General features: G+C 33.9%; 29 protein-coding genes, 1 tRNA gene and 1 other RNA gene. 23 read left to right on the top strand and 8 right to left on the bottom strand.

Annotated elements, in window-relative coordinates; genetic code table 11:
• The 8 genes from ruvA to ACN1AG_RS07290 are packed head-to-tail and all read left to right on the top strand — an operon-like array spanning position 1 to position 6,578.
• Complete coding sequence (gene ruvA / locus ACN1AG_RS07325; protein WP_417904893.1) at positions 1–603, top strand: Holliday junction branch migration protein RuvA; 603 nt, start codon at positions 1–3, stop codon at positions 601–603.
• The gene (ruvB, locus tag ACN1AG_RS07320) at positions 596–1,633 is read left to right on the top strand and encodes a Holliday junction branch migration DNA helicase RuvB (protein WP_417904892.1); all 1,038 of its coding nucleotides are present in this window, start codon (positions 596–598) and stop codon (positions 1,631–1,633) included. The genes ruvA and ruvB overlap by 8 nt, the downstream gene beginning before the upstream one ends.
• Before the next feature lie 56 nt (positions 1,634–1,689).
• Positions 1,690–2,538: a PD-(D/E)XK nuclease family transposase gene (locus ACN1AG_RS07315; RefSeq protein ID WP_417904891.1), complete on the top strand. Its 849-nt coding sequence runs from the start codon at positions 1,690–1,692 to the stop codon at positions 2,536–2,538.
• A gap of 8 nt (positions 2,539–2,546) precedes the next feature.
• Positions 2,547–3,245, top strand: coding sequence for a CoA transferase subunit A (locus tag ACN1AG_RS07310; protein WP_417904890.1), 699 nt, complete (start codon positions 2,547–2,549; stop codon positions 3,243–3,245).
• Positions 3,246–3,252: 7 nt separating this feature from the next.
• Entirely contained in the window at positions 3,253–3,891 is a 639-nt protein-coding gene (locus ACN1AG_RS07305; protein WP_417904889.1) for a 3-oxoacid CoA-transferase subunit B, read from the top strand.
• A gap of 40 nt (positions 3,892–3,931) precedes the next feature.
• On the top strand, positions 3,932–4,930 hold the full coding sequence (locus ACN1AG_RS07300; protein WP_417904888.1) for an FKBP-type peptidyl-prolyl cis-trans isomerase: 999 nt from the start codon (positions 3,932–3,934) through the stop codon (positions 4,928–4,930).
• 11 nt (positions 4,931–4,941) lie between these two features.
• Complete coding sequence (gene thyX, locus ACN1AG_RS07295; protein WP_367364328.1) at positions 4,942–5,835, top strand: FAD-dependent thymidylate synthase; 894 nt, start codon at positions 4,942–4,944, stop codon at positions 5,833–5,835.
• Between the two features lie 11 nt (positions 5,836–5,846).
• Complete coding sequence (locus tag ACN1AG_RS07290; protein ID WP_417904887.1) at positions 5,847–6,578, top strand: N-acetylmuramoyl-L-alanine amidase; 732 nt, start codon at positions 5,847–5,849, stop codon at positions 6,576–6,578.
• Positions 6,579–6,762: 184 nt separating this feature from the next.
• Here the strand turns inward: ACN1AG_RS07290 and ACN1AG_RS07285 are convergent, their stop codons facing one another.
• Positions 6,763–8,079: a porin gene (locus tag ACN1AG_RS07285; RefSeq protein ID WP_417904886.1), complete on the bottom strand. Its 1,317-nt coding sequence runs from the start codon at positions 8,077–8,079 to the stop codon at positions 6,763–6,765.
• 860 nt (positions 8,080–8,939) lie between these two features.
• Between ACN1AG_RS07285 and rimP the strand changes: the two genes are divergently transcribed.
• The 5 genes from rimP to ACN1AG_RS07260 all read left to right on the top strand — a co-directional run bounded on the left by rimP (position 8,940) and on the right by ACN1AG_RS07260 (position 15,470).
• Positions 8,940–9,428: a ribosome maturation factor RimP gene (gene rimP / locus ACN1AG_RS07280; protein ID WP_417905610.1), complete on the top strand. Its 489-nt coding sequence runs from the start codon at positions 8,940–8,942 to the stop codon at positions 9,426–9,428.
• Between the two features lie 217 nt (positions 9,429–9,645).
• Positions 9,646–11,142 (top strand): transcription termination factor NusA, encoded by a 1,497-nt coding sequence (gene nusA, locus ACN1AG_RS07275; RefSeq protein WP_417904885.1) that lies wholly within the window; start codon positions 9,646–9,648, stop codon positions 11,140–11,142.
• Between the two features lie 914 nt (positions 11,143–12,056).
• Complete coding sequence (infB, locus tag ACN1AG_RS07270; protein ID WP_417904884.1) at positions 12,057–14,546, top strand: translation initiation factor IF-2; 2,490 nt, start codon at positions 12,057–12,059, stop codon at positions 14,544–14,546.
• Positions 14,547–14,942, top strand: coding sequence for a 30S ribosome-binding factor RbfA (gene rbfA / locus ACN1AG_RS07265; RefSeq protein ID WP_417904883.1), 396 nt, complete (start codon positions 14,547–14,549; stop codon positions 14,940–14,942). It begins immediately after the preceding gene.
• Between the two features lie 57 nt (positions 14,943–14,999).
• Positions 15,000–15,470, top strand: coding sequence for a GNAT family N-acetyltransferase (locus ACN1AG_RS07260; RefSeq protein WP_417904882.1), 471 nt, complete (start codon positions 15,000–15,002; stop codon positions 15,468–15,470).
• Positions 15,471–15,630: 160 nt separating this feature from the next.
• On the opposite strand, the gene ACN1AG_RS07255 is transcribed toward ACN1AG_RS07260, so the two are convergent.
• Positions 15,631–16,113 carry a ClpXP protease specificity-enhancing factor SspB gene (locus ACN1AG_RS07255; protein WP_417904881.1) on the bottom strand — a complete coding sequence of 161 codons (483 nt, stop codon included), beginning with the start codon at positions 16,111–16,113 and terminating at the stop codon, positions 15,631–15,633.
• A 249-nt stretch (positions 16,114–16,362) separates the two neighbouring features.
• Positions 16,363–16,719: a transfer-messenger RNA gene (ssrA, locus tag ACN1AG_RS07250) on the bottom strand.
• Between the two features lie 233 nt (positions 16,720–16,952).
• Here ssrA and ACN1AG_RS07245 point away from each other — a divergent pair.
• From ACN1AG_RS07245 to ACN1AG_RS07220, 6 genes are all read left to right on the top strand, one after another.
• Positions 16,953–17,690 (top strand): ABC transporter substrate-binding protein, encoded by a 738-nt coding sequence (locus ACN1AG_RS07245; RefSeq protein WP_417904880.1) that lies wholly within the window; start codon positions 16,953–16,955, stop codon positions 17,688–17,690.
• Positions 17,675–18,157, top strand: a complete 483-nt coding sequence (locus tag ACN1AG_RS07240; RefSeq protein ID WP_417904879.1) for a flavin reductase family protein — start codon at positions 17,675–17,677, stop codon at positions 18,155–18,157. The genes ACN1AG_RS07245 and ACN1AG_RS07240 overlap by 16 nt, the downstream gene beginning before the upstream one ends.
• A complete protein-coding gene (gene dapB, locus ACN1AG_RS07235; RefSeq protein WP_341754518.1) occupies positions 18,154–18,906 on the top strand; it encodes a 4-hydroxy-tetrahydrodipicolinate reductase in 753 nt (250 codons plus the stop codon). Before ACN1AG_RS07240 ends, dapB begins: the two co-directional genes overlap by 4 nt.
• Before the next feature lie 126 nt (positions 18,907–19,032).
• A complete protein-coding gene (gene rpmB, locus ACN1AG_RS07230; protein ID WP_341754519.1) occupies positions 19,033–19,326 on the top strand; it encodes a 50S ribosomal protein L28 in 294 nt (97 codons plus the stop codon).
• On the top strand, positions 19,323–19,550 hold the full coding sequence (gene rpmE / locus ACN1AG_RS07225) for a 50S ribosomal protein L31 (RefSeq protein ID WP_341758396.1): 228 nt from the start codon (positions 19,323–19,325) through the stop codon (positions 19,548–19,550). The genes rpmB and rpmE overlap by 4 nt, the downstream gene beginning before the upstream one ends.
• Before the next feature lie 378 nt (positions 19,551–19,928).
• Positions 19,929–20,005, top strand: a tRNA-Met gene (locus ACN1AG_RS07220).
• 69 nt (positions 20,006–20,074) lie between these two features.
• On the opposite strand, the gene ruvX is transcribed toward ACN1AG_RS07220, so the two are convergent.
• Positions 20,075–20,548 (bottom strand): Holliday junction resolvase RuvX, encoded by a 474-nt coding sequence (ruvX, locus tag ACN1AG_RS07215; protein WP_417904878.1) that lies wholly within the window; start codon positions 20,546–20,548, stop codon positions 20,075–20,077.
• Between the two features lie 39 nt (positions 20,549–20,587).
• On the opposite strand from ruvX, the gene ACN1AG_RS07210 reads away from it, so the two are divergent.
• Positions 20,588–22,162 (top strand): phosphoethanolamine transferase, encoded by a 1,575-nt coding sequence (locus tag ACN1AG_RS07210; protein ID WP_341758394.1) that lies wholly within the window; start codon positions 20,588–20,590, stop codon positions 22,160–22,162.
• Positions 22,155–23,318, top strand: a complete 1,164-nt coding sequence (lpxB, locus tag ACN1AG_RS07205) for a lipid-A-disaccharide synthase (RefSeq protein ID WP_417904877.1) — start codon at positions 22,155–22,157, stop codon at positions 23,316–23,318. The genes ACN1AG_RS07210 and lpxB overlap by 8 nt, the downstream gene beginning before the upstream one ends.
• Positions 23,319–23,341: 23 nt before the next feature.
• Here the strand turns inward: lpxB and ACN1AG_RS07200 are convergent, their stop codons facing one another.
• The gene (locus tag ACN1AG_RS07200) at positions 23,342–23,614 is read right to left on the bottom strand and encodes a hypothetical protein (protein ID WP_417904876.1); all 273 of its coding nucleotides are present in this window, start codon (positions 23,612–23,614) and stop codon (positions 23,342–23,344) included.
• A gap of 159 nt (positions 23,615–23,773) precedes the next feature.
• On the opposite strand from ACN1AG_RS07200, the gene ACN1AG_RS07195 reads away from it, so the two are divergent.
• Both ACN1AG_RS07195 and ACN1AG_RS07190 read left to right on the top strand, forming a co-directional pair.
• Positions 23,774–24,007 carry a hypothetical protein gene (locus tag ACN1AG_RS07195; protein ID WP_417904495.1) on the top strand — a complete coding sequence of 78 codons (234 nt, stop codon included), beginning with the start codon at positions 23,774–23,776 and terminating at the stop codon, positions 24,005–24,007.
• Positions 24,008–24,309: 302 nt separating this feature from the next.
• On the top strand, positions 24,310–25,419 hold the full coding sequence (locus ACN1AG_RS07190) for an IS66 family transposase (protein ID WP_417904515.1): 1,110 nt from the start codon (positions 24,310–24,312) through the stop codon (positions 25,417–25,419).
• On the opposite strand, the gene tnpB is transcribed toward ACN1AG_RS07190, so the two are convergent.
• The 3 genes from tnpB to ACN1AG_RS07175 are packed head-to-tail and all read right to left on the bottom strand — an operon-like array spanning position 25,416 to position 26,529.
• The gene (tnpB, locus tag ACN1AG_RS07185) at positions 25,416–25,769 is read right to left on the bottom strand and encodes an IS66 family insertion sequence element accessory protein TnpB (protein WP_341757307.1); all 354 of its coding nucleotides are present in this window, start codon (positions 25,767–25,769) and stop codon (positions 25,416–25,418) included. The two genes, ACN1AG_RS07190 and tnpB, sit on opposite strands and share 4 nt — an antisense overlap.
• On the bottom strand, positions 25,757–26,188 hold the full coding sequence (locus ACN1AG_RS07180) for a hypothetical protein (RefSeq protein ID WP_417904493.1): 432 nt from the start codon (positions 26,186–26,188) through the stop codon (positions 25,757–25,759). Before ACN1AG_RS07180 ends, tnpB begins: the two co-directional genes overlap by 13 nt.
• A gap of 53 nt (positions 26,189–26,241) precedes the next feature.
• Entirely contained in the window at positions 26,242–26,529 is a 288-nt protein-coding gene (locus ACN1AG_RS07175; protein WP_417904875.1) for a transposase, read from the bottom strand.
• Positions 26,530–26,658: the final 129 nt, after the last annotated feature.

The following is a 26,658-nucleotide window of genomic DNA, read 5'->3' as shown; positions in this document are numbered from 1 at the left end:
ATGATTGGTAAATTAAAAGGTAAAATAGATGCATGTTTTAATGATTATGTCATTATTGATGTTAGTGGTGTTGGATATTTAGTGTATTGTTCTAGTAAAACTTTAAATAAGTTAGTCGTTAATGAGTTTTGTCAATTATTTATTGAAACACATGTAAGAGAAGATCATATTAATCTTTACGGCTTTTTATCTCTCGAAGAGAAGGCTTTTTTTAATTTATTACAATCGGTAAACGGTATTGGTACAAGAATGGCTTTAGCTATTTTATCAAATTTATCACCCGAGCAAATCCAATCAGCGATAGTAAGAAGGGATAAAGAATCTTTTAAAGCTATTTCTGGTGTTGGGCTAAAACTAGCTGAACGAATTATCATAGAGTTAAAGGATAAAGCCTTAACTAATTTTACTAACAACCTTACTATGGATAACAATGATACTGACTTAGCTAAGATATCATCTGATGCCACATTAGTGTTAACCTCGCTTGGTATTGGTAAAACTGAAGCACAGAATTTAGTACAGGGAATTATTGCAGAAAATTCTAATCTCTCTATTAATGAACTAATTAAACTTGCACTAAAAGTACGTGGATCCAATGTCTAAAAATGTTTTGTCAGCTGATATACTTCCGAGCGATCAAGAATTTTCTCTACGGCCTAGCTATTTAAGAGAATTTGTCGGACAACAACAAATTAAGGAGAATTTATCCATTTTTATCCAAGCAGCTAAAAATAGGTCTGAACATTTAGATCATACATTATTTTACGGTCCTCCTGGACTTGGTAAAACCACTCTTGCACAAATTATTTCTAAGGAAATGGGAGTAAATTTTAAATCCACCTCAGGACCTGCTATATCAAAAGCGGCTGACTTGGCTGCTATACTTACTAATTTGCAAGATAATGATGTGTTATTTATCGATGAAATTCACCGTCTTAGTACAAATATTGAAGAAGTATTGTACCAAGCAATGGAAGATTTTGCTTTGGACATAGTTATTGGTGAAGGGCCTTCAGCAAGGTCAGTAAAAATCAATCTACCCAATTTTACTTTAGTTGGAGCAACTACTAGGCTCGGTTTACTCAGCAATCCTTTGAGAGATAGATTTGGTATACCATTGCGTTTACATTTTTATAACGTGGCTGAATTAAAACTTGTTTTGAGTAGAGCTAGTAAGTTGCTAACAATTAATTTAACCGATGAGGCATTAGAAGAGATAGCTAAGCGTAGTAGAGGAACACCAAGAATTGCTCTTAGGCTAGTTAGACGGGTGAGAGATTTTGCTTCTGTCGATGATAAGCTAGAAATTGATAAAAATATTGCTAATATCTCCCTAAATCGATTAGAAGTTGACAAAATAGGTTTAGACAGTAATGATTATAGATACTTAAAATTTATAGCTGATAATTATGCTGGTGGTCCGGTTGGTATAGAGACAATTGCCGCAGCTCTATCAGAACAACGTGATGCTGTTGAAGAGACTATAGAACCATATTTAATACAAATAGGGTTATTACAACGCACCCCAAGAGGTAGAGTTATTACTAAAAATGCCTTTGACCATCTTGGAATAGCAAGCCCTACGTCTCGCATTGATGATAACCAATATAATATGTTTAATGGAAATATTTGAAACTTATACTTAAATGTTTTAAAATAACCAATCAGTGAGAAGCAATTAGTACTTTTATGACAGAAAAAACATTGATATCGCTTGATTATGCGATTAAATATCTATTAAAGGATAAAAATGATTATGAAATAGTCGAGGGCTTTATTTCGGCTGTGCTTAAGGATGCTGGCTATTCTGCTGTGAAAATCACCGCTTTACTAGAGAGCGAGAGTAATAAAGAGCGTAGAGCCCTAAAAAAAAGCGTAGCTGATGTTATTGTTGAAGACCAGCAAGGTCATAAATATATTGTTGAAATAGATCGCTCAATTACTCACACTTTTCTCCACAAAGCATGTTTTAATAGTTGTCGGTTGATTGTTGATAATATTAATTCTGATCAGGATTATAAGGATATTAAGAAAATATTCCATATCAACTTAATATATTTTCTCTCGAGCAATATAGATTCACCATTGTATCACGGTCAAACTATATTTAGAAAAATGGATAACGAACATCCAGTAGACCTGCACCTTGCTGATATGAGACTCAGGTTTTTTGATATTTATAATATATTTCCTGAATATTTTATTATTTCTGTACCACTATTTAATGATGTTATAAAAGATGAGTTAGATGAGTGGTTATATTTTGCTAAACATTGTGAAGTTAAAGATGACTTTAAGTCACCTTATATGAAAAAGGTAGCGAAGCGTCTGAGTGTTTTAAAAATGACTCCGGAAGAACGTCGACACTATCAGAGTTATGTCAATGAAAACTTAAAAGAACGTGATTATATGGTGGCTGCTTTGGAAGAACAAAAAATAAAAATAGCAAAAAAAATGTTGGCTAAGGGAAAATCCATAGATGAAATCATTGAATTTACGGAACTACCCGTAGAAAGAATAGAACTATTGAAAGAATAAACAGTAATATGAATAAATTATACTCCTCTTCTGAATTAGCTTTAGCTGATTTACTGCATGATGGCATGACTATTATGGCTGGAGGTTTTGGTCTTTGTGGTATACCTGAAAATTTGATTAATACTATATTAAAGTCAAAAGTAAAGAATTTAACGGTGATCAGTAATAATTGTGGCATAGATAATTTTGGTCTTGGTTTATTACTGCAAACTGGTCAAATAAAAAAAATGATTTCTTCCTATGTAGGAGAGAACAAACTTTTTGAGCAACAATATATTAATGGTTCTTTAGAACTTGAATTAAACCCGCAAGGGACGTTATCGGAAAGAATTAGAGCTGCTGGTGCAGGAATTCCAGCATTTTACACACGGACAGGAGTTGGTACGATAGTAGAAGAAGGAAAAGAAGTACGTGAATTTAATGGTGAGAAATACCTTATGGAAACCGCTCTTTTTGCAGATTTAGCGATTATTAAAGGTTGGAAAGCTGATAAAAGTGCCAATGTAATTTACAATAAAACAGCTAGGAATTTCAATCCCATAATGGCAACTGCTGCTACGATAACAGTCTGTGAAGTAGAAGAGATAGTTGAGACAGGTAGACTTGATCCTAATAATATTCATACACCTAATATTTTCATAAATAGGCTAGTACTCGGTGAAAAATATGAAAAACGTATAGAACATATAACAACTAGAGAGAAATAAGTACAAAATGGCATGGACTAAAGAGCAAATGTGTCAAATAGCGGCGAATCTTGAACTAAGCCAAGGTCTATACGTCAATCTTGGTATCGGAATACCGACAAACGTGGCAAATTATATTCCACCAAATATGGATATCATATTTCAAAGCGAGAATGGTATGCTTGGAATGGGGGAGTTTCCTTTTGCAGGAGAAGAAGACCCTGATTTAATTAATGCAGGGAAACAAACAATAACTTCAATTCCGCAAACTAGCTATTTGGATAGTGCCTCATCATTTGCCATGATTAGAGGTTCTCACATAGACTTAACTATTTTAGGAGCTATGCAGGTTACTCAAGATGGAGATATTGCAAATTGGACTATACCAGGGAAAATGGTTAAAGGCATGGGAGGAGCTATGGATTTGGTGGCAAATGTCAAACGTGTAGTCGTGATCATGGAACATATAGCTAAAGATGGCAGCATGAAGTTATTGAAGAAATGTACATTACCTCTAACTGGCGTTAAGGTAGTAGATAGGGTAATAACAGATATTGGAATTTTTGATATTACTAGGGATGGTATGTGCTTAGTCCAAAAACCAAATGATGTAAGTTTAGAAGAAATTACTGCAAAAACTACTGCAGAATTTACTGTGTCTCTTTAGGTTGATGGCAAGAACCTAACAATTGGATCGAGGTTATTATATGCAAAAAGCTTTAAGTCTTATAATTGCTGCAGCAATTATTTACTCTATTGTTCAAATGAAGATGCTCTCTCCTCCCGAGGATAAAGACCCTAAAGTTCAGACGACTAATGATGCTGAGAATAATAAAAATACTACCGCTGCTCCTGAACAAGCAAATATACCATTAACTGGTAATTTTCTTGAAAAAACTGTTTCAAAGGTTTTGATAAATGCTCTTAAGACAGAAGAAGGTCGACTATTTTTTGAGCATTTACTACAACCAACGAACAAACCTATTACTGATGGTAAATATACTATAGAGGTTAATAGAGACTTAATACAACCAATGTTTAAGATTAATAGCTTTGGTAATGGGACTATTGGGCCAGCCACTTGTGGTCACGTGGTCACATTACGTTATCAATTATTGGATATTAACAATAATTTACTTAGCGAAAATACCAAAACCTTTACACTTGGTTCTAGAGCGATCATGCCAGGCCTTGATTCTGTAGTAGTAGGTATGATGGTTGGACAAACAAGACAAGCGGTACTTCCTGCAAAATATGCATATTATAACCAGCAATATAAAGAAGAAGATAGAGAGCATGATGTACCTTATAGAGTTAATATTGTCTTAAATTCAATATTACCTAATAATTTTGTTGATAGTAATGAAGTAAAGATATTTGATGATGAAATAGCTTATAGAATGCCATTATTATGTGGAGATAGAGTAGGGGTTGACGTAAAGATTACTAAATTATCGAATGGTCAGGTAATTTATGATTCAGTACAGAAAGGTAAGAAATTAGATATAAAAATTGGTGATATTAATTATCCATTAATCGTTTCATATGCTCTACATGGTAAAGTGCCAGTTGGCACTAGAACAGTAATTGCCAAAGGTAAGTCATTTAAGGCACTTGGTTCTAATATCAACAAAATGCTTAATCAAGATAAGATTCCTATGGATGAATATTTGATGCTGGAATTAACAAATTTTCAAACAGAATAATAGAGAAAAGAATGCACGACAATAATTACAAGACAAAAAGAGCTACAGTACCAGCTCTAGAAGAATTATTATTTGAACCCATAAAAATACTAGATCATGGTTTTATCAGAATTATTGATTATATGGGTGATGATAGTAGCATCGTCCAAGCAGCACGAGTATCATATGGTAAAGGTACAAAACAACTAAGCCAAGATAAAGGTTTAATCAATTACCTAATGCGTCACCACCATACAACACCATTTGAAATGTGTGATATCAAATTTCATATTAAACTGCCTATTTTCGTTGCAAGACAATGGATACGTCACAGAACCGCTAGTGTTAATGAATATTCAGCTAGATATTCTATATTAGGAAATGAATTTTATTTACCAGAAAAACAGAATCTTGCTGCTCAATCCACAATAAATAAACAAGGAAGAAGTGATGAAGAAGTTCCAAAAGAAATTGCAGATAAAGTCTTAGTGCTACTAGAAAAAGATGCTAAACTATGTTATCAGCATTATACTGAAATGATGAATCAGGATGAATATGGCAATATTATCGATGAAAACACTATAGGTATTACTAGGGAACTTGCGAGAATGAATTTAACCTTAAACTATTATACAGAATGGTATTGGAAAATTAATTTGCATAATCTATTACATTTTCTACTGTTACGTGGGGATTCTCATGCCCAATATGAAATCAGAGTATATGCAGAAAAAATGCTAGAAATAGTAAAAGCTTGGGTACCTTTCACTTATGATGCTTTCGAGGAATATAGGCTAGGAGGAAATAATATTTCTAAAAAAGGACTTGCTGTTATAAAAAAACTACTCAATAATGAAGAAATTACTCAAGAATCTAGTGGCATAAACAAAAGAGAATGGGATGAATTAATGCAACTTATAAAATAGGTTTTTCAGAAATGATAATAATTGATAGAACAACCTACAGAGCTGCGTGCTTTAATGAAAGAGTTAAGTTCTTAGTACTGCATTACACTGAAAGAGATCTAGAGATATCCTTAAAGCTATTATTGGGTTCAGAAGTTAGTAGTCACTATCTAGTTTCTGATATTAATCCCAATCATATATTCCAATTAGTAGACGAATCCAAACGAGCTTGGCATGCTGGTATTAGTAGTTGGCAAGGACATCAAAACCTAAACGATACTTCTATCGGTATTGAAATAGTATATCTTGGCTATACTCAAAATACTCAAGGAGAGATCACTTGGCATCCTTACGCATCAGATCAGATTGAATCAGTAATTGCCCTTTGTCAAGATATTATAGCTCGCTATGATATTGACCCCACTTGTGTGATCGGTCATTCTGATGCTGCTCCGGGAAGGAAACAAGACCCAGGTCCTCTATTCCCATGGAAACAATTATATGATAATAATATCGGAGCTTGGTATGATCAAGATACTGTTAATGCTCTAATAGCTAAGGTAGATATGTCTAATGTAAAGTTAATCCAAGAACAATTTAGCAAATATGGTTATGTGTTGCAGCCGACAGGAGTAATTGATCAACAAACAACTAATGTCATAGTATCGTTCCAAATGCATTTTCGCCCAAAGAATTTTTCTGGAGTATTAGATGTCGAGACTGTGGCAATTTTGCAAGCATTATTACAAAAATATCTTATGTAAAAAAGCTGTCAATCCCTACGAACGCATTGCCCGCGTGGATCAAAAAGGCAACGTAAGTAATGGTACTTACAGAATCAAAAACGATGTCATTCCCGCGTAGGCGGGAATCCAAAAAATAGCTTGCAAAGACCTATTAGGTATTATGGATTCCCGCCTGGGAACGACAACGAGGGCTTATTAAAGGTTAAAATTTAAGCTTTGCACCAATAAGAGCAACTGTACCTTTAGTTTTTTTCTTAGGAGCTTCAATAAGGTAAACTGGCTTACCTTTAGCTTGAAAATAGGAGATTTCAGCGTAAGGTAACAAGCCTGGTGTTATCTTATATTCAGTACCTAGACTTACTGTATCCACCGTATTTTTATACTTTAGTGATTTAAAATAGGAAAGACTTGTTTTAATAGGACCTTGCCCATAAGCAATTGTACCATTATAATATTTCGTATCACGGCCAACTTTATGATAAGTTTTTGAAGTCAAACTTTTACCTAAACTACCATAAGAAGCTGCACAAGAAATATTACCATAAGTTAAGACTGCACCTAAATTGTAAGCGTTTAGATATGATAGCTTGTTACTAGATACTATCTTTCCATTAGGATCTAATACTATAAGTTTGCGAGCTGGTTTGGCATGTTCTCCTGTAACACCAACTTCTACCGCCGCATCATCTAAAATCTCGTACTTATAGGATATCCCTGCAGAAATGGCATCTTTGACATTGTAATTATAAATTACTGTATTACCTGTACCACCATCTATACCTGGTAGTGTTACTTCAACTATACCAGTCTTTAATGTACTACGACCCGTTTTACTATCTAAGTTTTTTATACTACGATGACCACCAGTATTTGCTGAATCAGGAATATAAGAAATACCAAACTGAAAGCCTTGTATCTCTGGCGTATAATAAGAGACTTTTCTAGATGGCTCTGTTCCTTTACTTATATCATCGAAGCTATTGGTAAATGAGTCTGTGAAAGTGGGTGGGACTACCTCAAATTGTGGTTTCATACCTTTATATTGCATACTGCTATCGTCTAGTGATACATACTTACTCCAACCAAAACCACAACTGGCTACTGCAACTTTAACACCACTAACACCCATCTTATTTGCAGCATCATAAGGAGAGCCTAACTCTACTTTACCATAATCTGTCTCTAAGAAAATGTGAGAACCATTGACACTTGTAGAACCCTTTGGTTTGCTTGTTGTTAGTAAAATTATTTTAGCTCCAGCTATTACATCATTAAATTCTTGCTTAGCAGTGGCAGAGAAAGCCGCTTCACTATAAAATCCAAGCTTTTTCTTATTATCAGTGATATATTTACTTTGTTCTGACGACAATTTACCTTGAGCACTATAACCAGCTTGGAAACCAAAAAAACCTTCTAATTTTATTTCAGTATCTGAAGCAGCATCAGCTGGAGGAGTAGAGCTACTCAAGGCTGTGCTAGACAAACAAGAAACACAGAGTAACATTATTAATTTTTTCATAGTAATACCAAAACTTTTTATTCATTATATTCTTTTTATATAGCCTAGCCCATTGAACGTATATACATTCCTATATTGGATATTTATAGCAGAAGATAAACCATAATGTAACAAATTTTCGTAAATAACTATGATTAGTCAGACAAATTTTGTAATTTTAATGATAAAATTACAACTATATAATATTATACCATAGTAGTGCAAGTTTTGTTAAGTAGCCTTGATTTCATGCCTGCGGAGGCTTTGCCCGTGTGGATCACTAGTATGTCATTCGAGCTGCGACGGGAATCTAAAAAATAACCTGCAAAGGCTATTAGATATTATATCTTCCGCACCGAAGCGGGAATGACATAAAGGGAAGCAGGTCACGTTGAAAGTTTACAAACATCTATACCACAGCGTCATTGCGAGCGTAAGCGAAGCAATCTAGGAAACAATCTATAGATAAATGATGTTACTGGATTGCTTCGTCGGCCTTACAGCCTCCTCGCAATGACGTATAGGGAAGGTGTATTTACTAACTTTCAACAGTTATGGGAAGCAGGGATGAACGAAGTAGGGACATATACGATGAAACGATGTCATTCTGCGAAAGTAGCGGAATCTAAAAAAACAGACAGGAAGGGTGCTTTAGATATTTTGGATTCCCGCCTACGTAGGAATGACATCAACCCTTAAGGATATTATACTTACTTAAACTTACACACTTGGTAATTATAACATTTTTTTAATTGTTGCTAATATCATAAAAATATTGTATTCTAGCTTTGCGGGTTGAAATTTTTGTAAATAAAGTTGAAAAAACAAAGGTGGGGTTAACCCCACCTTTTTTATTAGAATCTTTAAATATTTATGTTGTAATGCAAACTATAGAGCAACAAATTATTGATGCGGTGCAAGATAACCTGAAAGATATTGGTTTCGACTTAGTAAAAGTAACTTTAAAGGGTTCAACCCATAAAGTACTTGAAATATTAATAGATAGGTTGGATGGCGAAAAGGTTAATATAATAGATTGTCGGAATAGCAGTAGAATTATCTCAGCCCTTTTAGATGTTGAAGATATAATTAGTGATAAATATTTTTTAGAAGTTTCTTCAGCAGGTATTGAACGCCCATTAATAAAATTTGAAGACTATACTAGATTCCTCGGTAGGGAGGCTACCATAAAATTAAAAGAATTATTAAATGGTCAAACTAGATATCAGGGAAAGATAGTTAAAGCTGAAGATAATAAAATTCATCTGAATAACCATGGTGAAGACATAGTGTTTTCATTTGATATGATAAAAAAAGCCTCTTTGGTATTAACAGATGAAATGTTTAGGAATTTAATGAATAAAAAATAGACTTCTTGGAGAATTTGCTCTAGCTCAGGAATTTGTAGGAGGATTGGAATCTTGACTCGCAGCGTACTCAAATTCTGTTACGGATTCGAGTCTAGTACCGACGCACAAATTACCAGTAGAAGTAACACGAATTCGGGATAAGAATTGACAAATTCTTATCCCGAATTGGGGTAAGTAGAATTATGCAAGAAGTCTAATCTTAAAAGGCAGTGAATTTATGGTTAATATTGGTAACATAGAAATTCTGCAGATCATAGATTCTGTAGCTAGAGAAAAGAGTCTTCCTAAGGAAGCACTACTTTCGGCAATGGAACAGGCTGTACAGATTGCAGGACGCAGAAAATATGGAAATGAGCATAATATAAAAGCTGAGATTGATAGGAAAAATGGTAATATTAGTCTTTTTAGAATCCTTGATGTAGTGGATGATGTAGAGAATTATTTTACTCAAATTTCTTTAAAGGATGCTGTTGAAAAGAAAGCCGATGCTAAAATTGGCGATGAGATTTATGAATTCTTACCGCCTATTGATCTTGGACGTGTTGCAGCTCAGGCAGCTAAGCAAATAATAATACAACGTGTTGGTGAAGCAGAAAGAGAAAAACAATATGAAGATTTTAAAGATAAGAAAGGTGAGATTTTAAACGGCACTGTTAAGAGAGTAGAGTTTAATAATATCATAGTTGATCTTGGTGGTCGTGCTGAAGCAATGATTAAAAAGGAGCAGCTCATTAGAGGAGAAAGCTTTAAGGTTAACGATCGTATTAAAGCTTATGTACAAGATGTAAGATTATCGTCTAAAGGACCGCAAATTTTTCTATCTAGAACTGACGACCAAATGCTAATAAAATTATTTGAATTAGAGATTCCAGAGATTTATGATAATATAATTGAATTGCGGGCTGTAGCTCGTGATCCTGGATCAAAGGCAAAAGTTGCAGTCTTTGCTTCTGACTCCAATTTTGATCCTATAGGTCCATGTGTAGGACCTAGAGGTAATAGGATTAAGGCTATTAGTAATGAGCTTAATGGCGAAAAAATAGATGTAATATTATGGAGCAAGAATATTGCCCAATTTATTATGAATGCACTTGCTCCTGCAGCAATTGCAAAAATTGTTATTGATGAAGATAAGAATATAGTTGATGTAGTCGTGTCTCAAGATAATTTGAGTCTTGCAATTGGTAGAAGAGGTCAAAATGTTCGTTTAGCCTCTAAACTTACTGGCTGGAATATTAATATAATGACGGAAGATCAAGAATCCAAACGGAGAAATGATGAATTTTGCTCTGCTACTGAGTTATTTATGGAAACCTTAGATGTTGAAGAAGTGATAGCACAACTGTTATCTGCACAAGGTTTTACTTCTCTAGAACAGTTAGCTTCCAGTAAAATTGAAACTTTAATGAATATTGAAGGCTTTGAAGAAGAATTAGCAACTGAGATAAGAGAACGAGCAATAAATTATGTAAATGCTAAAAATGAAAAAATTATTATTAAACTCGAAGCTTTAGGTGTTGAACAAGAATTAATTGATGTATTGGATTTACAACCAGAATTCATATTAAAATTAGCTGAGTATGGTGTAAAGACTATAGAAGATTTGGGAGAATTGACAGTTAATGAATTTAAATCATTAGTGCCTAATTCTAACATGGTAGATGATGATATAGAATTACTGATTCGTACAGCTCGTACTCGTGAAGATGAATAAATTTAAGCAACCTCAGTATCATTCTAGAAAAGAAAGATGTCATTCCCGCCTACGCGGGAGTGACATCAATCCTGACAGGGGGTGCTACCTAGACTACTTAAGCTAACACCCATGTGCGTAGACGGGGATCTAAAATGTCTAATAGTTATCAGTCAAAGCAAGAAAATTTTAAAAAATTTAACATTAAGTATTAGTGCTAAGAATTTTATTGATATAACTGAAGAACTACCAGCAAAATTAGCCATTTCTAATAACAGAAACTTGGTAATTTAATTTTGGATAAAGAAAAAATTAACAATTCCTTTAAAAAAACTGGTATTATAGTGTAAGCATGAGATGCAAGTGCAAGAGAAAAAATCTAAGTGTGCAAGTTTAAGTGAGTATAATAGTCCTTAAGGGTTGATGTCATTCCCGCGTAGGCAGGAATCCATAATATCTAATAGCCTTTGCAGATTATTTTTTGGATTCCCGCCTACGCGGGAATGACATCGTTTTTGGTTCTGTAAGTACCATACTAACGTTGGAGTTCTTGATCCATACAACAAAGTCTTTGCGGGGATGATACCGGGGCTACTTAAGTTAACAAAACTTGCACACTTGGTAAATTTGTAAATTATTCGATATACTCAAATGATTTGAAGAATGGAGACAACAAACAAGGGGTGAGCGTACCTTACTATTACCTACATCTTTGGACTAGTGGGACGTCATCCTGAAGGATGTGGATAAGTGGATAATAGTAAGGTGAACGTACTAGCTGTACGTTTAGTAGTGAGTACACTAAATCCCCGCAAGTATTTGCAGAAGCCAATTCTTTAAAGTAGAAGAGTATATCAGTTAATCATTAATCACATAGCAAAATTATTTAAAAAACTTTATCACAAATATAATTGCTATTTAAAGGTTTAATATTTATGACGTATAACCAAGAACCTAAACCAAAGAAACTAACACTTGGTGGCTCTAAACTCTCGCTTAATAAGCCAGCCCAACCCACCAATGTTACTAGAGGTTTTGTTAGTTCTGCAAAAACAATTGTAGAAGTTAGGAAGAGTAGCACTCCAACTAATACTTTGTCTTTTAACAAACTTTGGTCTAGTGGTTCTACTTCTCAAGGCGGCGAATCTACTGCTGGAGAAGAATTTAATAGACGCCTAACTATTTTAAAAAAAGCAGCAGAAGATGCAAAATCTCAGAGTACTGATAGTAAGATTAGCACTCTGAGTAAACTTGCAACTATCAATCAACCTATGAAAAAAGACGATATTGAAGAAAATGTTCAGGATGAGTCACAAGATATCGAAAATGATTCTGAAATACCACCTACTACATTAGCACCTACATCTTCACAGGATAACAACCCATCAAAGTCTTTTGTTAGATCAACACTGATTGGTTCTCAGAGTAATTTTGGCGTTGCACCTGAAGATGTTTCTGGGGCAGATAAGACTGGTGATAATAAAATAGTAGTGCCAAAGGTTAAAGTTGAGGAACCTAAAAAATTAAAAAAGGCAGATATCTTCAATATGCTTGATGCGGATGGAAGCGATAATACTGGTAGAACTAGAAGCCTTGCATCAATAAAAAGAGCTAGAGAAAAAGAAAAACGTAAAGCTGAGCAACAAACACCAGACAAAGTATATAGGGAAGTTATTATTCCGGAAGCTATTTCTGTAGGAGATCTAGCCAATAAAATGTCTGAGCGAGCCACGGATGTTATAAAAGAATTGATGAAGCTCGGTATTATGGCTACGACCATCCAAACAATTGATGCAGATACAGCAGAGCTTGTTGCTACGACCTTAGGGCATACAGTAAAAAGGGTTCAAGAGTCCGATGTTGAAAATATATTGATTAGTGAAGCTGATAAAGAAGAAGATTTAAAGCATAGGGCTCCTATTGTAACGATTATGGGACATGTCGACCACGGTAAAACTTCGTTGCTTGATGCTTTAAAGTCAACTGATTTGGCAAGTCAGGAAACAGGTGGGATTACCCAGCATATTGGTGCTTATCGAGTAACCTTGGCTGATGGTAGAGCTATTACTTTTATTGATACTCCAGGACATGAAGCGTTTTCAGATATGAGAACTAGAGGGGCAAAGGTAACGGATATAGTGGTTATAGTAGTTGCTGCAGATGATGGAATAAAGCCGCAAACGATTGAAGCAATTAATCACGCTAAGGCGGCAAATGTTCCTATAATCGTTGCAATAAATAAGATAGATAAACCGGATATTAATCTTGACCGAATTAAAAATGATCTATTAATTTATGGTTTAGTTAGTGAAGAGTTGGGAGGTGATACTATAGTTGTACCAATTTCAGCTTTAAAGAAAACTAATTTAGATAAGTTAGAAGAGGCTATATTATTGGTTGCAGAAATGCAGGATCTTAAGGCTAACTTTAGCGGACTCACTGCTGGGGTGGTCATAGAAGCAAGAGTTGATAAAGGTAAAGGAGCGGTGGCTACTATATTGGTACAACGTGGTATTCTAAGAAATGGAGACATAGTAGTTGCTGGAACGAAATATGGTAGAATTAAGAGGATGAATAATGATAAAGGATTAGATCTTACCGAGGCAGAACCAACTTTACCAGTAGAGATTTATGGGTTAAATGAAGTTCCGCGAGCAGGAGATCAGTTTAATGTAGTGCAGAATGAAAAGCAGGCTAGAGATATTGTAGAGTATCGTGAACGCCTTGCAAAAGAAAAGAAAATTTCTGTTACCCAAAGATCAAGTATAGAAGAATTATTCCTAAAAGCCTCCGGTAATAGTGGTATGGTAAAAGAGTTACCTATAATTGTTAAAGGCGATGTGCAAGGTTCAATTGAAGCAATTAACACTAGTCTATTAAAGTTGCCAAATGATGAAGTTCGTTTAAGAATTTTACATCACGCAGTAGGTGGAATATTGGAGTCAGATGTTACTTTAGCTAAAGCATCCAATGCTATTATTGTTGGTTTTAACGTTAGAACTAATAATAATGCTTTGGCTATGGCAGAAAGAGAAAAAGTGGATATTAGATATTATTCCATTATCTATAATTTGTTAGATGATATTAAATCAATAATGAGTGGTATGCTTTCACCAATTATTCGTGAGCAATATATCGGTACAGTAGAGATTAGACAGGTATTCATTGTCTCAAAAGTTGGTAAAGTTGCAGGTAGTTATGTTACCAAGGGTACTATTAAAAGAGGTGCTGGAGTTCGCTTGTTACGAGATAATATTGTTATTCACGAAGGAAAACTTAAGACTCTAAAACGTTTTAAAGATGATGTTAAAGAAGTTCACGAGAATTTTGAATGTGGTATCGCGTTTGAAAATTATGATGCTATAAAAGAAGGTGATATAGTAGAAGTCTTTGAAATTATTGAAGAAAAAAAACAGTTATTGTAAATGCAAAAACTTTCTGATAAAGACAAGTCACAAAATAGGTCACAAAGGCAAAAAAAAGTGGCAATATTAATAAATGAAGCATTAGTGGAAGTACTAAGGCGTGGTAAGATGTTAGATGAACGTCTGATTAATTGTCCAGTAACTATTACTAAAGTCTTAGTTACTTCTGATTTAAAAGTAGCAGATTGTTACTTTTTACCATTTAATACTACTTTTAATGAGATACAACTTACTGAATCTTTAAATAATTCAAAATATGCTATAAGAAACTTTATAACTGCTAAGATTAATTTAAAATATTCACCGGAAATTCGTTTTCATTATGATCACGGATTTGATAATGCTTACAAAGTTGAGGAGTTATTGAAGCAAGTTACCCCAATTCGGGAGAATTAACTAATTCTTATCCCGAATTCGCGTAAGTTGAAACTAATCGAGTGAACTAGGGTTACAATGAATCAAAACCTTACCCATCGCAAAGCCACAATTGCTGACTTAAAAACAATTGTCAACCTTCTTTTAGAAGATGAACTTGGACAAACAAGAGAACAGTTTTCAGCAGAATTGGATCAAGCTTATATTGATGCGTTCTACAAGATAGATAGTGATCCACATCAATATTTGATGATAGTTGAAATGAATAAAGAAATAGTTGGTACTTGCCATCTGACCATTATGCCCTCGCTAACTTTCATAGGTTCAACTAGGATGCAAATTGAAGCTGTTCGTATCTTAGAAAAGTATAGAGGGCAACATTTCGGTGAATGGATGATGAGTATTGCAATGAAATATGGCAAATCAAAAGATGTCTCCATTGTTCAGCTCACAACTAATAAAAAACGTCCAAGAGCCAAACAGTTCTATGAAAGACTTGGTTTTGAAGCAACACATGAAGGGATGAAATTATATAACTCTAATGAATAATAGTGTTATTATTTTAGCCTCAGTTCGATATAAGAATTATTAATTCTTATATCGAACTGAGGCTATTTAGACTTTTCTAGACCCCTGCTTTCGTGAGGGTAACATCAACCCTAACAGGAGAGGCTAACTTGTTACATCGAACTCAGTTTATGTAGATTATCTACACGGGTTTACTGGGTTTTCGAAATTTGTCCAAAACTATTATATTATCTGCTGAATTAGATTTACTTTTAGAATCGCTAGATGCCTTAATTGTTTCTCTTTTCTTCTCGTTAGGCAATTCATTAGATTTGATTGTTTCTAGCTTAAACTTTAGGCTGTAACCATTATTAGGATCAACAAAGCTGATAAGCGAATCAAATGGTACATAGATAGTTTCTTTGATACCATCAAAACTAATTGTTACAGAAAAGCCATTGAGTCCTGCAGTTAAATCTTCAAATTGATGTTGTATTACTATAGTGATTTCTTTTGGATAACGTTTTTTTATCCTAGAAGATAAAACTACTGCAGGATTATCAGTTCTGTAAGAAATATACAAGAGTTGATTCATCTGCAACTTATCGGTACGAATTTTTGAAAGAATCTTTTTTACAAATTCCAACATACATTCGTTCAGAAATTGTTGATATGGGGTGTTCATAGTTATAAACTAAATAAAGAAAATAACACAAAACTAGATATAGCTAATCCGAAAATGTTTGATCCATAGTAATAACCTTGATGTCATTACCCGCTTTCGCGGGAATGACATATCTTCTAGCTAGGTAACATTAACATATAACTAAAACCTTTTCAGGTTAGCTATAGGCTGAACAAAATTTAAATAGTCTTATTCAAGCCTTATTCACATGAGGTTTTGTATATCTCTAGTTATGCAAGATAAAATTCTAGCGGGGCTTTTTCTGTTGCCCGGTTAAGCCCCCAACCGCGTAGGATTAGGCAGCTAGTGCTGCAGTTCCTACGAAACGTTCATTATCATTTGCGTTTCTTTTTTTAACCCAACGACACAAGGTCCGGCGGAATTATACCGAGTAAAGATAATTTTTTTATTAAGCACGTCGATCCTATTTCGCCCCCATGAAAGCTTATGGATAGAACCTGTAATATCCTTCTATCACAACTTAATTTGGTGGAAGCGTCGGGTACCGCCCCCGAGTCCGCAACCTCTATTCTAAATCACGTTTATTACTATAGCTACAAAAGCAGCAATTTTATGCTACAACAATTATAATAGGATGTAAAGGGCTAAATTTTAAAAAAGTCTATTGTATATACTTATAAGAAGTGCGATAATAATTAACATGAGTTCGATTCTAATCCCCTCGATGTCATTCTTAGCAACGGCGGGAATCCGTAATATCTAATATCCTTGGCAGGTTATTTTTTGATTCCCGCCTACGCGGGAATGACATTATACCCAGTATGGAAGGATAATTATTACATCGAACTCAGATTAATTAAAACAGTTATTTGATTTTTATGAAACTAATAAAGCTATTCTTTCTTGTTATATCTTGTTCCTTTTTGATGACTGGTTGTGATAATCAATCTAAGGAACAAAATTTAATAGTTGCAACTTCTGCAGATAACCCCCCTTACGAATTTATCCAAAATGGTCAAATAGTAGGATTTGATATTGATATTATTAATGCTATAGGAGAACAAATAGGGAAAAAAGTTATAATTAAAAATTTTGATTTTAATGGTTTACTTGCATCCTTGACTACTGAAAATGTTGATATAGTGATAGCTGGATTATCGGTAACCGAAGAGCGTAAAAAACATATTAGCTTTTCAGTTCCTTATATATCAACGAATGTGTCAATATTGTATAGATCAGCAGATAATTTAAAGAATACTGGAGATTTGGATAATAAAGCTGTGGGTGTACAACTTGGTACAACATGGGCGGTAATAGTTCAGGATTTAGCTAAGCAGTTTAATATTAGAATAAATTATTTATCAAATAATTTAATGCTAGTCGAAGAGTTAAAGTCAAAAGTTATAGATGCGGTGGTACTAGAGGCATCCCAATCTAAGAAATTTATTGAAAATAATCCTGATCTTGCTAGCTTCAGTTTAACAGAGTTTTCATCTGAACTAGCTATCGCTATGCCAAAAAATTCTAAACTTATTGAGAATGTTAATAGAGCTATTGCTGAATTGACAGAAGATGGGACAATTAGCCGTATTACTAAAAAATGGCTTCAACAGTGAATTCCGAACGATTTAAACAAGCTCTTAGCACTTTGCCTACAGGCGTTACTATTATCACTACTTTATATAATAATAAGCTATTTGGTTTTACTGCAGATTCCTTTACCTCAGTTTCCTTGTTACCACCTTTGGTATCGTTTTGTCTTGATAAACAATCTTTTAGTATGAATGCTTTTGCTGGTAGTGAGTACTTTGCTATTAGTATTCTAGCTGAGAATCAAGAAGATATTTCTAGGCATTTTTCTAAGTTTAACATTGATAAATTTGCGGGTATTTCGTATAATTTAGGGTGTGCTACTAATTGTCCTTTGATTGAGGGGGCAGTTTGCCATATTGAATGCAACAAGTTTAGTCAATATGAAGTGGGAGATCATGTTATATTGATTGGTGAGGTGATAAATACTATAGTGAACAGTAACTTAAACCCACTAATACATTATTTAAGACAATATAGAGGATTAAAATGACTGTTTGTATAGGTGTTTGTGGTGCAACTGGTAAAATGGGGCAGATGATAATTCAAAGAATGAATGGATTTAATGCTTGTACACTTTCTACAACATTTACTAGAAAAAATAGCATAGATGATCTTGCTGAGTTTTGTCAGAATTCTGATGTAATTATCGACTTTTCTAGCAGTGAAATATTAGAAAAATTACTTGATTATGCTATTAGCTACAACAATAAATTAGTTATTGGCACTACTGGTTTGACTCAATATCAGCTTGATCACTTAAACGTAGCTTCCAAAAGCTTGGCTATATTATATTCAGCTAATATGAGTTTAGGTGCGAATTTACTTACAGTACTGGCAGAAAAGGCAGCAAAAATTCTAGATAATACTTACGATATAGAGATTCTAGATTGTCACCATCGTATGAAGAAAGACGCCCCTTCTGGTACAGCTATAATGTTGGGTAAGGCTGTAGCTAAGGCTAGAAATTTAGATTTTGATGAATATGCAGTATTTAATCGTAGTCAAAAAGGTCAAAGACAGCCTGATGAAATTGGTATTAGTTCTATTAGGGGAGGGCAGGTACATGGGGAGCATGAAGTGTTATTTTTAGGTAATAACCAAGTTCTTAGTATAAAACATCAAGCATTAAGTAAAGAATCCTTTGCTGATGGTGCAATTCAGGCTGCCGTTTGGTTATTTGATAAACCAGCCGGTCTTTATTCAATGCGTGATATGTTCTCGCTACTTCAAAAATGTTGACGATTTTTGCATAAAGTTTGCATAAAAATTTCCATGAAAATGTATAATAATATATAATATACATTGACATAAGGTCTTGTTATATAGTATAATCCTGTGTTATAAATTATGGGAAGGGAGATCACGATGTCTCGTAGATGTGAGCTTAGTGGAGTAGGTGTTTTATATGGTAATAAAGTATCACACTCACAAAGAAAAACTAGAAGACGATTTGAACCTAACCTAAGGGTGGTGAGGTTTGTAAGTGATCTGACGAAGCAAGAATATAAGCTTTCGGTAAATGCCAAATGTATGCGTTCTGTTGAGAAAGTAGGTGGTTTTGATGCATATATGCTTAAAATATCATGTGATGTACTCTCAGATAAAGCACAGGTAATTAAAAGAAAGATAGCTGAAAAAAAAGTTGGTGCTTCATTATGAAAACTGGAATACACCCAAAATATAAAAAATTCAAAATTATTATCAGTAAGGATGTTTTTGAAACAAATTCCGGTGGTCATGCAGAAGAGATTCTGATGGATGTTGATTATAGGAAACATCCAGCATGGACTAAAGAATCTGGAAATGTTGTTAACCAATCTAATAAAAATATCAGTGACTTTAATAAAAAGTTTGCTGGGCTTAGTTTTGGTAAAAAGATATAGCTAAGCTTTTTACTCAAGGTGGATGTCATCCTGAACGGGGTGGAGGATCTGTTAAAACTAAGTAGTTTAGATACTGAAATAAATTTAGGATGACGTCATAGTAGGTGAGTAATTATTAGGAGTGTCTACGAATTGAGGAATTTTTAGGAAAAATGCAGCTGAGTATACTCGAACGATCCTACGAATTGGATTTGAAAATGAGGGACAAGCGAACTAGGTGCATATTTCATGAGTATGCTAGTTCCTGATATTTTCAAAAAACAATTTTTCAAAGCAGGAGAGTATCCCGCAAGCAGTGTACAAATGTACGTGAGGAACGGAAGCAAGTTTTGACAACAAAATTACCAAAAAAAATCAATTCACAGGTACTTCCATTATCGTGGGGTGGAGCAGTTTGGTAGCTCGTCAGGCTCATAACCTGAAGGTCGTTGGTTCAAATCCAACCCCCGCAACCAATTATGGTACGATTTTAGTCTATCTGAGTTTGTTCGTGTCTCATATATCTGTACCACACTAGGATACACTTAGGCTCTGTGGAGTTTCTTAATAGAATCTAAAGTAGTTTCTAAAATCATACTTGCTGCGATTGAATCATCTTTTTGGTTACGTTCTCGTCTTTTGATTCCTAGCGATTTTAATAAACTATTGGCAGCAAGGGAAGTAAGTCTTTCATCTTGTAGATATATAGGAAGATTTATAGCTAAACTAAGCTTTCTGCTGAATTTTAATACAATCGCAGTTTGATCACTAGCTTGACCATTCATACTAATCGGCAGCCCTACGACAACACCACAGCTAGAATAGGTTGCGATCAAATCTAATATTGATTTGATCTTATTTTCTTCTGTTATCTCATATATAGTTTTTATAGGCATAGCGATGGTATGTTCTTGATTTGAGATAGCGATGCCTGTTTTTCGTGTCCCATAATCAACAGATATAATTGGTCTATTAACTTGTAAAAGTTGAAAAAACTCTTGCAGTGTTGATGTTATCATGATACCTAAGTTACAACCATACAAAAGTACGTTATTTATATGTTAAAACTAATCCAAAAACATTTAGATAGTAAACTAATCAAACTATCTTTGGTGTTCTCTTTTATTTATTTTTTACTTTTTAATTCAGCAGTTATTGTTTACAAGTTCAGCTACTACAAAGTCACTTTTTTTAAAGCAATATTGGAGTTGAGTAAGGACTCTATTTATATTTGCTTTACTTGCTTTATCATTTTTTTTGGTTTAACTATTCATCGACTTGTTTTTATAATAGGAGCAATATTTTTATTTATAACGGGAGCAATTGCCAGCTATTATCTATATCTTTTCAAAATTTCTCCTACAAAAGAGATGATGGGTAGCTTTTTCTCTACTGACTTCAATGAAGTATATGAGATAGCTAGTATTAGGCTAATTGTTTGGCTAGTTTTTAGCCTAGCTACTTGTATTTATACGATGAAGCATTTCTCTATTTTAGATAGTAAACTATTTGTTACAAAATTACTATCGGCAATTTGTCTTTTAATTACCATTAATAATATTATTATGCCGCAGTTTAATTTGCTAAAGGGTTATTTTCCTATCCAATATTTACATAATACATATTTATCTTTAAATAGCAAAAAAAGTGCAATGCGTGATGATATAAGTAAGAAGTTTTCTTTCATTGATCAATCGGATCAAAATATTACAGTGGTACTTGTAATAGGAGAATCAGCACGATTTGATCATTTTGGTATTAATGGTTATCACAGGGACACTACTCCATATTTAAGTTCTGTTGAAAATCTTTTTTCATTTAAAGCACAGTCTGCTTCCAATCACACACATCTTTCTGTCCCATCTCTTCTATCTCGCCATCCTGCGAGTAGCTTAGACAAAAGTACAGAAGAAACGAGTTTTTTATCAATTTTTACCATGCTTGGTTTTAACACTAATTGGATTGGCACTCAGAGTATAGTAGGATACTTAAGAAGTAAAAATCCAGTTACAATTTATGATGAAGTTAGGTTTGCTATAATCCCCAGTGGTTCTATTTTATTAAAAAGGCTTGATCACGATGGAGAAATGTTACCTCATATTGAAAATAATATTGTAAATTCTACTACTAAAAATGTTTTAGTTATCCACACAGCTGGTAGTCATTGGAAATATTCTGCTAGATATCCTAAAGAATTTCAAAAATTTACTCCTAAGTGTAATTCCATTACTAAGGTAGATCAGAGCAGTTGTGATATTGAAGGGTTGATTAATGATTACGATAATACCATTTTATATACAGATTTTTTTTTGTATAATGTAATAGGTCTATTAAAAAATAGTAACGCTATCCTAATGTATGTTTCTGATCATGCAGAATCTTTGGGAGAACATGGTTATTACGGTCACGGTGGACCTATGATTCCAGAACAGACCACAGTGCCTTTTCTAGTTTGGGTATCGAATGAATTTAAAAAAAAACATCCTGATTTGGTAAGTTCTATAGCCAATCATTTAGGCACTGAAATTAGTCATGACTATGTATTTCATTCGATCCTTAATTGTGTTGGCATTCATTCTGCTGTGATTGACAAAAATTTAAGCTTATGTAGTAAGCAGCGGTCAAATGGCTAAAATTTATCTAATTGCTGGTGAAATTTCAGGAGATTTTATAGGGAGTCATTTGATACAAAGCCTAAAAGATATCTATAAGCTGGAGGAGATGCAATTAGAGTTCGTTGGTGTAGGGGGGAGCAAGATGGAAGAAGCGGGGTTAGAGCATAGCCTTTTCCCGATTAGTCAAATAAACCTTATGGGTTTCGTCGAAATTATACCACATATTTTTAAGATCACTAAGCTAATCAAGCGTACTATTGCTGATATAATTCAGCATGCCCCAGATTTGTTAATTACCATAGACTCGCCAGGCTTTACTTATAGAGTGGCAAAGAAGATTCGAGCAGTCCGACCCAATTTAAAGATTATGCACATTGTCGCACCCTCCGTTTGGGCATACAAACCTTCTCGGGCTATGAAATACGCTAAAATTTATGATTATTTGTTGGCTTTACTGCCATTCGAGCCACCATACTTTCAGAAGCTAGGTCTAGATTGTCGGTATATTGGTCATCCAATATTAGAGCAGTATTTTTATGATGATAAAGATAAAGAGCTATTAAAGCGAGAATTACAAATACCTGTTCACTCAGAAGTGTTATGTGTCACTTGTGGTAGCCGCAAAGGTGAAATAACAAGACATGCTCCGGTATTCACGGCGGCGATCAATCTACTAGCAAAACAATTCCCTAATCTTGAAGTGATATTTGTTACGGCTGAGCCTAGTCATAAATCTTTAATTGAACCATTTTTATCAGATGCAGCATTTAACTACCATTTCTCAAGTGCTAGACTTAAGATTTTTGCTGTAGCTACCCTTGCTCTAGCAAAATCTGGCACTAATACCTTAGAAATTGCCGCTTGTAATACTCCGATGATTGTTGCTTATAAATTAAATATCTTAAGCTTTTTTTTAATAAAGTTACTAATAAAAATACCTTATATTTCTTTGATTAATATTATTGCTAATAAAGAGATATTACCAGAATTTATTCAGTTTAACTGTACTAAATCACATATAGCAGATAAGCTTACATCACTATTAGTTGACAAGGAAAAAGCAGCACAGCAAGTGAAAGAAAGCAGGAAGATTTTAATAGAATTAGGTTTTAAAAGCCCTAGCTCTCCTTCAAGCGTAGCAGCATATATTATAAAGTCAGAATGTTTAAATTGATATCTTAGTACAGGACAAAGAGATTAACAAGGTGATAATTGGAGTAAAGATGGTATCATTGGTTTAATAAATTTTGTTATAACTTCCATCCATTTTTCCATCATTTCTTCAATATTCAAAAATATTCTCTGCAAGTAATCTAAGCCATACCTGAATAAGGAGATAGACTTTCTACCATGTTTTTTAAGCTTTATAGGTTTGATAGAATTTTGCCATTGACCCACAACATAAGCAAAAGTAAATACTATAGCAAGTAAACCAAGCAATTTACTAATTCTATCGTATACTTGCAGCAAAACTGCATAACACTATTAAATTTTTTTGCTAGTATAAATTTATTTTATAAATTTGGGTTTCTACTATGCAAATATCACCGATTAATAAAAAAACTAGTTGAAAAAGTACCAGTCATATTATAACATCTGAAATATTAACAATAATGATAATTAATCGAAATGCAAAAGCCAAAAGTAGCGACCTTAAGTGCTGAAGAACGAGAAGAACTAATACAACATATTAAGGCAAATTCATTAACAGGAAATGATCAGCAAGCGATAATAGAACTTGTGAAATTTTGTAACGAACTAATAGACAAGCTAGCATCATCAAATATCAGTATAAATAAGCTTAAGGAAATGCTGATTGGTTTTAAGGCAGATAACAAAAAAAAGATAGTTCAGATTCATTAAAAGAACCGCCAAGTGAATCTGATAACGGGAATGGTGGTAATGAAGAAGAGTGCGATAAGCCCAAAAAGATAGATCGTAGTAATTGGCAAGGTAAATATGGGTTTGATGATTATAAGGATGCGAATACCAGCTATTTAGCTCCTGAGAATTTTTGTAGTGGTGATAGCTGTCCTCACTGCTATAATGGCAAACTATATAATAGTGAAGCTAGAAAATTGCTACAATTCACAGGTAACGCTCCAATTACAGTCAACAGATATGTAAAGAAAACGCTACGCTGTAATGCTTGCGACTATAAAGTTATGAACAATAAAAATATCAACAAATGGACAAATAGTAGCAGAAGTGCAATAGTGTTACAAAAGACCTATGGTACTCCTTTCTACCGTTTATCTAGGTTGCAAAGTTTAAGTGGGTTTCCTGTAGCATATAGTTCGTTGTGGCAACAATATTTAGATGTTTGGCAAGAAGGTGGTGGAGCTGAGATTTACGGGGTATTATTGGAAATGGCTGCCGAATGTAATTCACTGAATCTTGATGATACTAGAGCCAGGATTTTAGAAATTACTATAGCCAATAAAAAATTACGTACTCAAAATAAGAAAGGACGCAGCTGTTATACTACTACTATATGTGCTAAGACTACAAATAATGAGGTGATAGTTTTATATTTTACAGGTAATAAGCATGGCGGGGAGAATATTGGTAACGTACTAAAGAATCGTAAGAATAGAACAGATTCTATCCAATTAATGACTGACGCAAGTAACAATAATAACCCGGTATTATCAGAAGCAGATAAAGAATTACTAGCAATAATAGTGATGATCAATTGTTTGTCACATGGTCAGAGAAAATTTACAGAGAATGAACTATATTACCCTGAAGAATGCGGATATTTTCTCAAACAAACACGTGGTATTTACCACAATGAACATCAATGTAAAGAGATGAGCCCTGAAGAAAAACTGGGGTATCATCAGGAACATAGCAGTAAATATATAGAAAACATATATAACAAAATAGACGAATTATTTAACGACAAGAAAGTTGAGCCTAATAGTAGGCTTGGACAAGTTATGAGATATTGGTTAAATAATAAAGAAGGTTTGACCCAATTTTTAAAAATTCCAGTTAGCAGTCTTGATAATAATTGGGCTGAGAGATCACTGCGTACCATTATTTTACAAAGGAAGAATTCATTATTCTTTAAAACAATCAATAGTGCTGAGATACATAGTGGTCTATATAGTATAGTAAAGACTTGTAGTGAGAACGAGATCAATGCCTTTAAATATTTAAATTGGCTACAAGAGCAGAGTAGCAAAGCAAAGAAGCATCCTGCGAATTATAGCCCTTTTGCCTATGCAAGATATATGAATAATACGGAATTAATCAAGACAGCAGCTTAAATGACAGAACGCCAATCATTAGAGAGTTTGGCAGAACTAGGATCGCCATTATGAATAAGAATGTATAAGGTTCTATGGCAAATCTGATAAGATAAATTATCAGAAGGGAAGAGTTTTGCCGTAAATTTACCTTTGGATAGGCGTTTAGAGCATAGCCAAAAGCCTTGACCGTCAAAGGACAAAATTTTAATGGCAGTTCTGTTTTTATTATAGAATAAAAACAAGGAACCATTAAGAGGGTCAGAAGAAAGTTTTTGTCTACAAACAGCGATTAAGCCATCTATACCCTTGCGAAAATCGATGGCAATAGTGGCAACAAAAATAACTGACGCCGGGGTTAGTTGCAGCATAGAAATGTCTGAATTATGGTTTTTGGCTCTAGTGTTTGGATAATAAGCTTGGTACCATTTGGTTTAATAATGTGACAAGTATAGTGATTTTGTTTGGGGTTCGCTACAGGATCAGTAGCTATAGAATTTACTAGTTGAAATGGGACAAAATTAATATTTTGTTGTAGAGCTTGATTTGAAGCTGAGACAGGAGAAGTTTTGAGGGTAGGTTCATGGGCTTTTTTAATTGAACTAATTGTTGCTTTATTAATATTAATATTAAGATGTTTAGCTATCTCTTGGTAAGAATAATGATGGAGTAATTGGTGAACTAATTCCTTTAGATGGTTTGGTATGGGATCAAACTTGTTAGTTTTAGTTTGACGCCAAGCTTTAAATTGCTGAGCTACTTGCTCAATAGTAATTGATGGTATTTGCATAGTAGGAACCCAAATGTATAAAAAATTCATACTAGCAAAAAAATTAGATAAAGTTATGCAGTTTTGCTGCAAGTATACAATACTATAGCAAGTAAACCAAGCAATTTACTAATTCTATCTAAATGTATTATATGGGTATTTTCAAAATTGAAGCCCCGAGTCTTAAGGCAAGCAAAAAGGTTTTCTATTTCCCATCTTTTTTTATATATATTTAGTGCTATATTAGGGTTATCATTGGTAGCTATGATTACTAATTCTCCTTGATCATTACGCAATGCCGCTACAGATACTTTAGGTCCTTTATAATTCTTACCCAAATATCTTTTTCCTTTAAACAACATACGTCAATTCGGGATAAGGATTAGTAAAAATGCTTTAGCTATAACTAATACAAGATTTTGGATATGTATAAATTGCATTTCTGTGAATTCATACATTAATTGCTCTTCGTAGTGTATATATGTCTGCTA

The organism is Candidatus Tisiphia endosymbiont of Micropterix aruncella, from assembly GCF_965178575.1.
Lineage (GTDB): Bacteria > Pseudomonadota > Alphaproteobacteria > Rickettsiales > Rickettsiaceae > Tisiphia.
This window is presented reverse-complemented; position numbering and strand designations above follow the sequence as displayed.